Origin of the sequence: Chryseobacterium sp. KBW03, assembly GCF_003852415.1 — a bacterium.
Lineage (GTDB): Bacteria > Bacteroidota > Bacteroidia > Flavobacteriales > Weeksellaceae > Chryseobacterium > Chryseobacterium viscerum.
The window spans coordinates 154358-168326 of the sequence record NZ_QAJO01000001.1; the positions used below are offsets into that span (position 1 = coordinate 154358).

General features: G+C 37.5%; 12 protein-coding genes and 1 riboswitch. Of the genes, 7 read left to right on the plus strand and 5 right to left on the minus strand.

The features are described 5' to 3' along the window. Positions 1–3 precede the first annotated feature (3 nt). From ilvD to folP, 3 genes are all read right to left on the minus strand, one after another. Positions 4–1686, minus strand: a complete 1683-nt coding sequence (gene ilvD / locus DBR39_RS00590) for a dihydroxy-acid dehydratase (RefSeq protein ID WP_124530626.1) — start codon at positions 1684–1686, stop codon at positions 4–6. Between the two features lie 178 nt (positions 1687–1864). Continuing rightward, complete coding sequence (gene ilvE / locus DBR39_RS00595) at positions 1865–2737, minus strand: branched-chain-amino-acid transaminase (RefSeq protein WP_124530395.1); 873 nt, start codon at positions 2735–2737, stop codon at positions 1865–1867. A 367-nt stretch (positions 2738–3104) separates the two neighbouring features. Further along, positions 3105–3875 carry a dihydropteroate synthase gene (folP, locus tag DBR39_RS00600; RefSeq protein WP_185147115.1) on the minus strand — a complete coding sequence of 257 codons (771 nt, stop codon included), beginning with the start codon at positions 3873–3875 and terminating at the stop codon, positions 3105–3107. Between the two features lie 455 nt (positions 3876–4330). Here folP and DBR39_RS00605 point away from each other — a divergent pair, with 455 nt between their 5' ends. From DBR39_RS00605 to tpiA, 6 genes are all read left to right on the plus strand, one after another. Beyond that, positions 4331–4897 (plus strand): DUF1599 domain-containing protein, encoded by a 567-nt coding sequence (locus tag DBR39_RS00605; RefSeq protein ID WP_103234244.1) that lies wholly within the window; start codon positions 4331–4333, stop codon positions 4895–4897. Between the two features lies 1 nt (position 4898). After that, positions 4899–6008 (plus strand): BT_3928 family protein, encoded by a 1110-nt coding sequence (locus DBR39_RS00610; RefSeq protein WP_124530397.1) that lies wholly within the window; start codon positions 4899–4901, stop codon positions 6006–6008. 161 nt (positions 6009–6169) lie between these two features. Continuing rightward, positions 6170–6517, plus strand: a complete 348-nt coding sequence (locus DBR39_RS00615) for a TerB family tellurite resistance protein (protein WP_034692300.1) — start codon at positions 6170–6172, stop codon at positions 6515–6517. A gap of 27 nt (positions 6518–6544) precedes the next feature. Beyond that, a complete protein-coding gene (locus DBR39_RS00620) occupies positions 6545–8671 on the plus strand; it encodes a S9 family peptidase (RefSeq protein WP_124530398.1) in 2127 nt (708 codons plus the stop codon). 41 nt (positions 8672–8712) lie between these two features. Beyond that, positions 8713–9090 (plus strand): GxxExxY protein, encoded by a 378-nt coding sequence (locus DBR39_RS00625; protein ID WP_103234029.1) that lies wholly within the window; start codon positions 8713–8715, stop codon positions 9088–9090. Positions 9091–9224: 134 nt separating this feature from the next. Beyond that, positions 9225–9983 (plus strand): triose-phosphate isomerase, encoded by a 759-nt coding sequence (tpiA, locus tag DBR39_RS00630; protein ID WP_103234030.1) that lies wholly within the window; start codon positions 9225–9227, stop codon positions 9981–9983. Between the two features lie 95 nt (positions 9984–10078). On the opposite strand, the gene DBR39_RS00635 is transcribed toward tpiA, so the two are convergent. Continuing rightward, positions 10079–11347 carry an esterase-like activity of phytase family protein gene (locus tag DBR39_RS00635; protein ID WP_124530399.1) on the minus strand — a complete coding sequence of 423 codons (1269 nt, stop codon included), beginning with the start codon at positions 11345–11347 and terminating at the stop codon, positions 10079–10081. A 235-nt stretch (positions 11348–11582) separates the two neighbouring features. Next, a riboswitch (cobalamin riboswitch) is annotated at positions 11583–11777 on the plus strand. A gap of 62 nt (positions 11778–11839) precedes the next feature. Between DBR39_RS00635 and DBR39_RS00640 the strand changes: the two genes are divergently transcribed. Then, positions 11840–12949: a T9SS type A sorting domain-containing protein gene (locus tag DBR39_RS00640; protein ID WP_124530400.1), complete on the plus strand. Its 1110-nt coding sequence runs from the start codon at positions 11840–11842 to the stop codon at positions 12947–12949. Positions 12950–13183: 234 nt separating this feature from the next. On the opposite strand, the gene clpP is transcribed toward DBR39_RS00640, so the two are convergent. Beyond that, positions 13184–13870 (minus strand): ATP-dependent Clp endopeptidase proteolytic subunit ClpP, encoded by a 687-nt coding sequence (clpP, locus tag DBR39_RS00645; protein ID WP_027373257.1) that lies wholly within the window; start codon positions 13868–13870, stop codon positions 13184–13186. Positions 13871–13969: the final 99 nt, after the last annotated feature.

Genomic DNA, 13969 nt, shown 5'->3' on the forward strand with positions numbered 1-13969 from the left:
CTTTTATTGAGTGATTTCGTCCGTTACACAGCCTTCTGCCGCTGATGATACCGTTAATGCATATTTAAAAAGCAGTCCTTTCTGTACTTTAAGAGGGGGCTTTTGCCATCCTTTCTTTCTTCTTTCAATTTCTTCTTCTGAAACTTTGAGCTGTATGGTGTTGTTTACCGCATCTATTTCAATCAGATCATTATCATTTACAAAGGCGATCAATCCTCCTTCGTGAGCTTCCGGAGTAATATGTCCCACTACAAAACCATGGGTTCCGCCACTAAATCTCCCATCTGTAATCAAGGCAACACTTTTCCCCAAACCTGCTCCAATCAAAGCGCTGGTAGGTTTCAGCATTTCAGGCATTCCGGGAGCTCCTTTTGGACCTTCATGACGAATGACGATGACATCACCGTGTTGTACGGTTCCATCCTGAATTCCTCTGATCAGATTTTTTTCTCCATCAAATACACGGGCTTTCCCCACAAAACGTTCTCCTTCTTTTCCTGTAATTTTGGCCACGCTTCCTTTTTCAGCAAGGTTTCCATACAATATTCTCAGATGTCCGGTAGCTTTTATAGGTGCTGACAGAGGTCTTATGATTTTCTGTGTATTAAAATCCAGATTCGGAACATCTTTAAGATTCTCCGCGAGTGTTTTTCCGGTAACGGTAAGGCAGTCTCCATGAAGTAAACCTTCTTCCAGCAAATATTTCATTACTGACGGTATTCCTCCATGCTCATACAAATCCTGCATCAGGTATTTCCCGCTTGGTTTAAGATCTGCCAATACAGGCGTACAATCGCTCATCTTCTGAAAATCATCCTGGGTGAGAGGAACTCCTACACTTTTTGCCATGGCTATGAAATGTAATACCGCATTGGTGCTTCCTCCCAAAATAACAATCATACGAAGGGCATTTTCAAAAGCTTTCCTGGTCATGATATCAGAAGGCTTAATGTCTTTTTCCAATAATATTTTAATATATTTTCCCGCTTCATGACATTCGTTTTGTTTTTCCTGGCTTAAAGCAGGATTGGAAGAGGAGTACGGAAGGCTCATTCCCAATGCTTCTATCGCAGATGCCATTGTATTGGCTGTATACATCCCTCCACATGCTCCTGCTCCCGGGCAAGAATTTTTGACCACCCCATCAAAGTCTTCTTCTGTAATTTCACCGGCAATCTTTTGCCCCAATGCTTCGAAAGCTGAAACGATATTAAGTTGTTCTCCTTTATAACAACCGGGAGCAATAGTTCCACCATACACCATGATAGATGGTCTGTCTAGTCTTCCCATTGCGATAATGGTTCCCGGCATATTTTTGTCACAGCCCGGTAACGCGATCAAACCGTCGTAGTATTGTGCTCCACAGATGGCCTCAATACTGTCTGCAATTACATCACGGCTTACCAGTGAATAGCGCATCCCATCTGTTCCGTTGCTCATTCCGTCACTTACGCCAATGGTATTGAAAATCAATCCGGCCAGCCCATTCTTCCAGGTTCCTTTTTTTACCTCCCTGGCAAGATCATTGAGGTGCATATTACAGGTATTTCCATCGTATCCCATGCTGGCAATCCCGACCTGAGCCTTGTGCATATCTTCTTCTGTAAAACCTATCCCGTACAACATTGCTTTGGCAGCGGGCTGTTCACTGTTTTGGGTGAACGTTTTTGAATATTTATTTAGCATATTATTCTTCATTTTCTTTTCTTCTCATCTGCTTAAAGCGATTTTTTTTATTTAATTTTCAGCCAAAACTACAGCTTGTAATATTTCTTTCATTTCTAACTTTCCTAAAACTACAATATCCAATCATTTGAAAAACAGATGTATTCACCTGATATACAAATGTTTAAATTCCGAAAATTTACAATGACAGAACTCTTACCCTTTTCAAATAAGCCTGCTGTACTCTCCCACTTGCTGTATCTTCCCAGTCTCTGGTAAAAGGGACATCATCGAGTGAATCCAGCGCAACAATTTCTGCAGCGGTACCACAGAAAAACCCGGCATCTGCTCCTCTCATTTCTTCAGGTTTGAAAAAGGATTCTTTAACCGGAATATCAAGCTCCTCACAGATTTCAAAAACCGTTTGTCTTGTAATTCCCGGAAGGATACTTCCTTTGCCCGGAGTGAATAAGACTCCATCTTTTTCGTAGAAAACATTGGCACCAGAGCTCTCGGCAACATTTCCGTTTTCATCCAAAACCAATGCTTCATCATAGCCTTTGTCTTTGGCATCCTGACAGGCAAGGATCGAATTCACATAATGCCCACCTACTTTGGCTTCAACTTTAAAAGCTTTAGGATTCGGGCGCTGAAAAGGGGAAGTCATGATTTTCATTTTATCTGCCAGGTATCCGTTGTTCCATTCCCAGGCAAGAAGCGACAGGTAAGATTTTTGTCCTTTTGAAAGCGACATATTGGGCGAACATGTGACCAACGGACGGATATAAGCATCTGTAAATCCGTTACGTTCCAGAAGTTCATACGTCAGTTCTGTAAGCTGCTCTGCGGAATAATCAAAGGGAATATGCATCAGTTCTGCTGATCTTTTCAGCCTTTCATAGTGTTCTTTTGCTTTGAAAATTTGGGTTCCCTGATCTGTGCTGTAGGATTTGATTCCTTCAAAAACAGAGTAACCGTAGTGAAGGGATTGCCCATAAAGATCTGTTCCGGCTTCCTTTGCCTTCAAAAATTTTCCATCAAAATAGATGACCGTGTCGTCGTTGTAATACATGTTATAGAAGTTTAAAAAATTAAAAAAGGGAATAAAAAAAGCCCTCTCACGCTGTGAGAGGGCTCCATATATGTACAGTCATATAGTTTCCTTCTCACAGACGCAAGGGAATAATAATGACGATAATAATTACTGATAATAACTGATACATACTCTTGTACTATAAAAAATTAAAACAAAAAAAGCCGTTTCAAATATGAAACGGCCTATATATAATTTAAATTAAAATCTATTTAAAATGCCGTTTCCTTACTGTTGTTAATGACAACAGCAATAATAGAAATGACAATAATATTTTTCTGATTCGTAAAATTCATACTGCAAATGTATAAACTTTTTAAATACTCACAAGTTTTTTTCACACTTTTTATTTTTTTCGTAAAAAACGGGTAAGCGTTTCCTTTGCTTCAGCCACATCATGAACCCTTAAAATTTTTGCACCCTGCTCCAACACTTTCATATGAAGTTCCTGAGTTTCTTCATTGATATCCAAAGGTGATTTTCCGAGCGGTTTATAGATAAATGACTTTCTGGAAATGCCTATTAAAAGAGGAAATTTTCCAAATCCGAGATACTCAACTTCGTGGATCATTTTCATTTGGTCATCTACTGTTTTTCCGAAACCAAAACCGGGATCAAGAATGATATCATTCACTCCTTTTTCTAGAAGTTCTTTCGTTTTTTTGGAAAAATATTGATTCACTTCCAGCGTTATATCTTCGAATTTTATTTTATCATGCATGGTTTGGTAGGAAGGATTTACATGCATCAGGATGTACGGAAGCTTCGTTTCAGCAGCTGTATCAAACATTTCTGCATCATACTGACCTCCTGAAATATCATTGATCAGATCTATTCCTTCATTAAATCCCAATCTCACTGTTTCTGCATAAAAAGTATCAAGGGAAATCAGGGCTTCCGGAAATTCTTTTTTGATCAGAGAAATGAGATTTCCGATCCTGTTTATTTCTTCTTCAGCACTTAAAAATTCTGCATTGGGACGTGTAGACTGAGGTCCAATATCCAGTATTTCAGCCCCTTCTTTCAGTAGTTTTTCGGCATGTGACAAAGCTGATTTTTCATTATTGAATTTCCCTCCGTCAGAGAAAGAATCCGGAGTCAGATTCAGGATTCCCATGATCTTTGGAATGTCTAGTTCTACCAATCGGCCATTGCAGTTGATTGAATAGGTTTGAGGGTTGGAGAGCTGGAGGATTGGAGGGTTGGAGAGCATAGGAGTTTATTATTGGGATATGAGAATTAATAAATGATAGTTGATAAATGATTTTGTAGTGCAAAATTAGTGATTTATGTGTTTTTAATGGGTAGAAATTAGAAATTATAGGCTGGAGGCAGAAGCTGGAGGTTGGAAGCTAAATGCACACTCTCAAAACTCAAAACTCGGTAAATCGAATATTGAAACTCTTTCCTCAAACACCCTCCAACCCACTTACTCTCAAACTCTAAAACCCCGCATCACGAATCCGAAACCCTCAAAATCTCCCACCCTCAATCCCTCTGCCTCACAAACTCAGCTCGTCAAATTCAAAAATCTAAAACCGAATTCGTATATTTGGAAGATTAAGAAATTTTATGCTAAAAACATCAGTACAGTTCGAGAAAGTTATCAGTCAGTGTCGTGATCTTTTCGGTAAAAAGCTACAGGATTACGGGGCTGCATGGAGGGTACTAAGACCGAGTTCCATTACAGACCAGATTTACATCAAAGTCAACAGGATTCGTACGCTTCAGATGACTGATAAAAAAATGGTAGATGAGAGTGAGGAAGATGAATTTATCGCCATTGTGAACTACTCTATCATTGGGCTTATTCAGCTTGAGAAAGGTCTTTCCAATGATTTCAATGAAAATAAAGAAGAAATTTTAGGTCTGTATGACCAATATGCCCATGAAGCGAAGGCTTTAATGGAAAGAAAAAATCATGATTATGGTGAGGCATGGAGGGATATGAGAATCTCTTCGATTACGGATCTTATTTATCAGAAAGTATTAAGAACAAAACAGATTGAGGACAACCAGGGAAAAACTATCGTCTCTGAAGGACTTGACGCGAACTATTTCGATATGCTGAACTATGCTGTCTTCTGCCTGATCAAGTTCTCGGAAAAAGAAAATCAATTCGAACCCAAAAATATTTAATATGCTCAAAGGTTTATTACGCTTTATTATTGCTGTTATTTTTATCCTTTCAGGCTTTGTGAAAGCCGTGGATCTTGTAGGTTTTTCTTTCAAAATGGAAGAATATTTTGCTCCTCCTGTTTTTAATATGCCGTTTTTAGAAAAGTTTGCACTGCTATTCTCAGTTATAGTAGTGGTACTGGAGCTTTTCTTAGGATTTATGCTGCTGCTTAAATTAAAGCTTAAATTTACCTTATCCATATTAATTGCTCTTTGTATTTTCTTTGGATTCCTTACCTTTTATTCCGCGTATTTCAATGTTGTAACAGACTGTGGATGTTTTGGTGATGCAATCAAATTTACGCCTTGGCAGAGTTTCCTTAAGGATGTTGTCCTTCTTGTAGGGCTGATCATTCTATTCATCATGTATAGAAAAGAATTCCGTAAAAAAGATGAGTATGCCGTTACTGAGAAAGAGCCATCCAACACTTTCAAATATATTCTTTTAACTGTTTTTTCTCTGGGCATGATTTACGTTATGGCACAGGGAATTATGCATGAACCGATTATTGATTTCCGTGATTATAAAATTGGTACAGATATTAAAGGTGAAAAAGTAAAAATCGATAAGAACCCTTCTGAATACAAGACTTTCTACTCTCTGAAAAATCAGAAAACAGGAGCCGTTGTAAAAGTAAATCAGGATGATTATATCAAAAAAACAGAATACTGGGCAGAAGGTTCTCCATGGAAAATTGAGGATGGGAAAAACGAATCTGTATTGATCAAAGAAGGTTATAAATCTGAAATTGTGAAATTGAAGATTGAAGATCCTACGGGAATGGAAGTTACCAACGAGATCATTAACGCTCCAAAAGCGGTTTTGGTTTTTTCTTACCATCCCAAAGAGATCCCTGCAGATCTGCTTCAGAAAGTGGAAGCGAAAGTAAATGCTCAGAAAGGAGCTCTTATCTATGGAGTTTCTACAGAGCCCAATACTTTTAAAACAATCAAGAATGTACTGATGGACGGAACTGCCATCAAAACAATAGCGAGAAGCAACCCATTTGTATTGATCCTTGAAAAAGGAAAAATTGTAGACAAACAGCCTGCAAAAGACTACGTTAATTAATTATAAATGATGAGTGATGAATTATAAATGATAGAAGAAAAGAAGTCTCTATGAGAAATAATTGTAGCTCAATTATCAATTATCAATTATCAATTATCAATTATCAATTATCAATTATCAATTATCAAATTTAAACACTAAACTTAAACATACCACAACGCATGCAAAAATCAAATAAATCAATCGCTGGCTATCACTTATTAATGATCCTTTCTTCTGTAGACGGAGAGTTTGCTCCTGAAGAAGGAATGCTGGTGCAGCAATATATGGCGGATGAATTTCCGTTCAGAATGAACCTTGACAATGAACTTGAAACGCTGGCTCTTTTACAGCCTGAGGAATGGAAAGACCATTTTGAGTTCCATGCGAGATGTTTCCATGAAGATTCTACAGAAGATGAACGTGTAAAATTTGTTCAGTTTGCAAAATCACTGATCAAAGCAGACAACAAAGTAACCGAAGAAGAGCATACATTCTACGTTTTGCTGAAAAACCTTTGGGGATTATAGCATCCACTTAGATCCAAAAAAAATACCATGAAAAAAATTTATCTAGGACTATTAGTAATGAGTGTATCAACATTTCAATCTCAGAAATTTCCGGACATGAAGGCGCCTGTTGCAGAGAAACAGGAACACATCAGAGAAATGCATGGTGATAAGGTCAATGATCCTTATTACTGGATGATTGATTATTTTAAAAAAGGAAAAGATTCTACCAAGGTCGTTGATTATTTAAAGGCCGAAAATACCTATTGGGAGGGTATGATGAAAGATACAGAACCTTTCAGAGAAAAGCTTTTCCAGGAAATGAAAGCCAGAATCAAGGAGAAAGATGAGTCTGTGCCTGTTTTTAGGAATGGATATTACTATTACAGCCGTACAGAAGCCGGAAAACAATACTTTAAGTACTGTAGAAAAAAGGGCAGCCTTACTGCTCCGGAAGAAATTCTTATGGATGTAGATAAGATGGCTGAAGGTCATTCTTATTATGCCGCTTCAGGTTTCAGTATCAGTCCTGATAATACAAAGATGGTATTTGGCGTGGATGATGTTTCCAGAAGACAGTATAAGCTATTTTTAAAAGATCTTGGTACAGGAAAAGTTACAGATCTAGGAATAAAAAATACAGGAGGTTCTGCAACTTGGGCCAATGACAATAAAACCATTTTCTATACAGAAAATAATCCTACAACCCTTTTATCTGAAAAGATCAAAAAGCATACGCTGGGAACAGATTCCAGTAAAGATGTAACGGTGTATGAGGAGAAGGATAAAACCAACTTTATTTCCGTTTATAAATCTAAGAATGAAAAATTTGTTCTGATCCACTCAGGGTCTACCACTTCTTCGGAAACAAGATATCTGAACGCTGATCAGCCTGATGGGACATTCAATGTTTTCCAGCCCAGAATGAAGAATGTTCTGTATAGCATTACGCCATTAGAAGATAAATTTCTGATCAGAACCAATAAAGATGCTCTTAACTTTAAAATTGTAGAAACCCCTTTAGATAAAACGGGTGTTGAAAACTGGAAAGATTTTATTCCTCACAGAAAAGATGTTTTGATGCAGGGGATAACTTCCTTTAAAAATTATCTGGTTTTCAGCGAAAGACAGAACGGACTTTCCCAACTGGTCATCTATGACAGAAAAACAGCAAAAAAGGAGTTTCTGAAATTTGATGAAGCTGCCTATACTGTTTCTTCACTGGACAATCCTGAATACAATACGGATAATTTCCGTTTTGGATACACATCTATGATTACTCCAAATTCTCAGTATGAGCAGGATTTAAAGACTGGAAAAAGAACTCTTTTAAAACAACAGGAAGTTCTGGGTGGCTATAATAAAGACAATTATACTACAGAAAGACTTTTTGCCACAGCAAAAGACGGGACGAAAATTCCGATCTCCATTGTTTATAAAAAAGGATTTAAAAAAGACGGAAACAGCCCGCTTCTACTCTATGCTTACGGTTCTTACGGAAGCTCTATGGATGCTACTTTCAACAGCAACAGGCTGAGTCTTTTGGACAGAGGTTTCGCCTATGCGATTACTCATATCCGCGGAGGTCAGGAAATGGGAAGACAATGGTATGAAGACGGAAAAATGATGAAAAAGAAAAATACATTTACCGACTTCGTTGATTCCGGAGAATATCTGGTGAAAGAAAAATATACATCTCCAAAACATCTGTATGCTCAGGGAGGAAGTGCCGGAGGTCTTCTGATGGGAGCAATAGCCAATATGAGCCCGAATCTTTGGAACGGAGTCATTTCACAGGTACCATTCGTAGATGTTGTGAATACCATGCTTGACACCAGCATCCCACTGACTACCAATGAGTATGACGAATGGGGAAATCCAAATAATAAGGAAGCCTATTTCTACATGAAATCTTATTCTCCATATGAAAATATAGAGAAGAAAAACTACCCTAATCTATTGGTAACAACAGGTCTACATGATTCTCAGGTACAATATTTTGAGCCTGCTAAGTGGGTAGCCAAACTTAGGGACATGAAAACGGATAAAAATGTATTATTATTAAAAACGGATATGGCATACGGTCATGGTGGTGCTTCCGGAAGATTTGACTATCTGAAGGATATCGCTTTGGTGTATGCATTCATGTTTAAACTGGAAGGAATTAATAAATAATAAAGCTCTCGTGGATTTTGCAGATAACGCAGATTTATATAATGACAGAAAATGAAATTTCATACATCGTTCGTAAATGTGTTTTCAATGTATATAATCAGTTAGGTCCTGGTTTACTTGAATCCGTATATCAAAAAATACTGATTTACGAACTAGAAGAAAATGGTTTAAATGTAAAATCTGAAGTAGTACTTCCGGTATATTATGACAATAAAAAATTTGATATTAATTTTAAAATTGACATTTTAGTAGAAGATAAAGTTATTTTAGAACTAAAGTCAATAAAAGAGTTAGATAACGTTCATTATAAACAATTATATACTTATTTAAAATTATCTGATAGAAAATTGGGACTGCTTATAAATTTTAACACTTCTAATATTTTAGACAATATTAAGAGAGTTGTAAACAACTTATAATACGTAATTAGGTTAAATTAATCTGCTAAATCAAACAAATCTGCGAGAATAAAAAAAGAGTCTCGCGGATTTTGCAGATAACGCAGATTCATTAAAGAAAAAATTAAAAGTAAATAAATCTATATTTAAATCTTATGAGAAGAAAAATAGTTGCAGGAAACTGGAAAATGAACAAAAATGTAATTGATGCACAACAATTGATGATTCAGTTACTAAGCTATAAAAACAACAATGCTACCAACTGTGAGGTTTGGATCGCGCCACCGTCTTTATATTTAATGATGGCAAAAGACATCTTTGAAAAGGATGAGATCGGAGTATTTTCTCAGGATATGAGCGAGCATGAAAGCGGTGCATACACAGGAGAAATTTCTGCAGATATGTTAGAATCTATTGATGCAACCGGATCATTAATCGGACATTCTGAAAGAAGACAGTACCACGGAGAAACAGATTCTCACTGTAACAGAAAAATCAAATTAGCTCTTGATAAAGGTCTAATTCCTGTTTACTGTAACGGAGAAACCCTTGACCAAAGAAAAGCAGGGCAACACCTTGAAGTCGTAAAAAATCAGACTGAAGTTGCTCTTTTCACGCTTTCTGCTGAGGAGATCAAAAAAGTAGTGATCGCTTACGAACCGGTTTGGGCTATTGGAACAGGAGAAACGGCAAGTCCGGAGCAGGCTCAGGAAATCCATGCTCACATCAGAAACATTATTGCTTCAAAATATGGACAGGAAGTTGCTGATGAAGTATCTATCCTTTATGGAGGGTCTGTAAAGCCTGATAATGCAAAAGAAATTTTCTCTCAGCCTGACATCGACGGAGGTCTGATTGGAGGTGCTGCTTTGAAATTAGAGGATTTCTCTAAGATTATTGAAGGTTTTAATTAATATTGAAAATATTGGGTTTCGGCTAAAGCTTATTCCTAATTCATAAATAAAAACGGCGGCATCTTCGATGCCGCCGTTTTATTAAAAAAATCTAATTATTGAATATCGACTACATACATCGTTCCTTTGTCTACCTTCCCTGTTTTAGGAAGAATTTTAGCTTTTGGGTTTCCGTTTCCATCATCCACTACTCCAAAGTCATCATCATTGAAAACGGCCAGTTTATTGTTTCCTAAATAAACAATTCCCTCAAATTTATCATGTTCATAACCCAATTTTGCAACCAGATCTACTGCTAATGTTTTGGTGACAGTCTTTATGCCTGCATTCGTTATCTCATCCCAAGAGCACTGTTCTAAAGCTTTTCCGTTCACTTTCATCCCGTCTACAGCATTGATATCAGCTCCGTTTACATCGCTGGCATTACTCAGGTTGATTCTGTATACCTTTTTGAGCCCTCCCTGAGATCCGAAATTTCCATCTCTTTCGATCACTAAAAATTCATTGTTACTTAATGCCGTAATATCACAAACCGAGTCAGAAGCGCCTCCATCCTGTTTGTATAAAAACTGCTTGGTCTGCCCTGTAACAATATCAAATGTGACAATTCTTGTTAAGGTAGTATTGGTTGCCAATGCTTTGCTCGGTACATACATCATCGACTGTATTGTTCCTACCAATGTTCTTCCGTCCGGGGTCATAGCAAGTCCTTCCATTCCTCTGTTAGCCCTTCTTTTGGCCAAAACTGCAGGTAATTTTCTTGTTCCTGTATTTACACCTATCGGGCTTATTCTTTCCATTTCTACTCCATCTGCGCTGTAATGCACGATATGCGGACCATATTCATCAGAAACCCAGAATGTACCGTCAGCCGCCGCAACAATACTTTCACTGTCCAGTCCATATTTATCAGTACCCAGAACATTTCCGGAAGCATCGTAGGCTATTTCTCCTGTGCTTCCCATTCCTACAGGGTTTGGTAAGCCTGTAATAGGCTGTCCCGATGGATTTTTAAGCTTAATATATTTGATTACCTCTACATTTCTGTCAGCATTGATTTTAAAATGCATAATGGTAGGCGTAAAGTCAGGGGTTAAGAATTTTTTTCCATTCTGGAAGTCCGTGTTGGGTCCCCTATCTGTAATGACGTAAAATTCGCCTTTTCTCGTAGGGTGAGCCGCAGCTCCGGAACCAAATCCGCCATTGATAACATCTACTCCGTTTATCGTAGCCAATTTGGTAAATGGAAACTCCTGAGGGAGTTTAGAATAATTAATATCCTGGTTAATCATTGTGGTATCATCATCACTTTTACATGAAGCCAATACTGCCAGCACTACAACAGACAATAGTAATTTTTTCATATTCACTTTTATGGCTGCGAAAGTATAAATTGATTATAAACTGATCTTGAATATAATGATAATTGTGTTTTAACAATAGAACCTTAAAATGAATTGAATATAAACAGAAAAATAATGAATTTTAAAATAAAACACTAATGATTCAATCCAATCATTAATTAATATGAAAATCAACTTTTTAAGAATAGTTAAAAAAAGATAACTCACAAAACGGACTCACCTATTTATATGATATATTTGCAGCATTTTTTAAGGCTGAACAATGTTCATTAATAGGGAATCAAGTGAGAATAATATTCAAATCTTGGGCTGTACCCGCAACTGTAAACTGTTTAAACTTACCGCACAATAATATCCACTGGATCTGAAAATCCGGGAAGGAAGCTGTAAGATGTGAGCCAGGAGACCTGCCTTAAGATACGGACTTCAGAGAAAGATTTGTTTTTCCTCTGGAGATAAGTTTCGGGAATAAAACTTTAATTAAATTATATCATGAGAAAAATCTATCTTTTTTTCTTACTGCTTTGTATGCAGTTATTGTCGGCCCAATTCACAGAAAACGACATCAAATTTTGGGTAGGAACCGGTTCTAAAAAGGCCTATTTCATTGCAGATTTTAATGACAACACCACTCCCAATTCTTATGCGTGGGGATATCGTTTTGATGGCAATGGTCTAGTGATGGAAGATCTTATCAATGCAATTGTGGCCGCAGAATCCAAAATGCAGGTCGACATTCCTACAGGATATCTTTCTATTCTGAATTATAATCATCATACCTCCACTACTGATGATAGCTGGATAACATGGTCTGGATCCAGCGCATCAAATATGACATGGAACAATGGTGTAGGGTATACTCCTTTGGTTGACGGAAAATGGTATGGAGTGTCATACGGTCTTGATCATTACGATACCCCTCCCTCTCCTCCCGTTGCAGCTTACAGCTCTACATGGTATACTCCATCTCAGGTTACCAACTGGATTGGAACAGGAAGCAATACAAGCCTTATCGTAATCGATTTCGGAACTGATAATGCCAACGGAAGTGCCAATTCTTTTGTTTTTGGAATAAAATATAACGGAAGTATAACAGCTGAACAGGCTTTACAACTGATCCAGTCACAGACTTCCTATTTTAATGTTGCATCCGCGAATAATCAGATTTCCAATTTATCATTGAATTCATTCACCGGGAACGCTTCCGGATCAGACAGCTGGAAGTTATATAAAGGAAAAGATTTGTCGAGCTGGCAAACAAAAACCAACCTTTCTCAGATTCAGTTGAGCAACAACGACTGGCTGGGATTGAGTTTTGGACAGAGAAGACCGTTTACCCCTACTGAAGCATTTAATGCAACACTGGGAACGTCCGATGTGAATAAGAAAAAATTCAGTATTTATCCTAATCCGGCAAGTGATTTCATTCAGATTGAAACTGCTGAGAAACTGAAAGAAGTGAATATTTATTCTGCCACAGGACAGAAGGTAATGACTTCTCAGGAAGCAAAGATTAGTATCCAGTCTTTAACTTCAGGGGTTTATTTTGTTGAAATTAAAACAGCTGAAAATACTACGATCCATAAAATGGTTAAGAAATAAAAAAAGCGCCTTTAAAAAGGCGCTTTTTTTATAAGAATATATCTAAAGCTACACGTAAAACCACCCCGTCAAAAATTCTTTGAATTTTCGCCACCCCTCCGGAAGAGGGGAATTTTACGTCTCCAGTTGACTATTTGTAAGCGTTTTAATTTTCCCGGGAGAAAACTTTTAAGGCTTTGTGGTAAACAAAAAACCGCACCAGATGGGTGCGGTTTCTTATGATTTTACAATCAATTATTTTTTCTCTGTAGATCTTTGTAGAACCTCATCTACCATTCCGTAACCTTTAGCTTCTTCAGAAGTCATCCAGTAATCTCTGTCAGAAGATTTCTCTACCCACTCGTAAGTTTGCCCTGAGTGGTGACCGATGATTTCATAAAGCTCCTGCTTCAATTTCAGCATCTCTCTCAAGTTGATCTCCATATCTGAAGCGACTCCCTGAGCACCTCCTGAAGGCTGGTGAATCATTACTCTTGAGTGCTTAAGCGCAGAACGCTTTCCTTTTTCTCCGGCAACCAATAATACAGCTCCCATAGAAGCAGCCATACCTGTACAGATTGTCGCTACATCCGGCTTGATGATCTGCATCGTATCATAAATACCTAAACCGGCATATACGCTACCACCAGGAGAGTTGATATAGATCTGAATATCTTTTGACGGGTCTGCACTTTCTAAGAATAAAAGCTGTGCCGTAACGATGTTTGCTACCTGATCATCAATACCTGTTCCCAGGAAGATAATTCTGTCCATCATCAGACGGGAGAAAACGTCCATCTGAGCAACGTTTAATCTTCTTTCTTCCATGATGTACGGTGTAAGATTCGTTGGGCCATACATTCCCATATACTGATCGGTAACCAAACCGTTGTTTCCTAAGTGCTTTACAGAGAAATCTCTGAATTCTTTTTTAATGTCCATATTTTTATTATGTATTATTTTTAAATATTCCTGAAGTTTAAATTACAATATTTATTCCTAAAATTTTATAGGACTTTTTGTCACAGAATATCAAAAAAA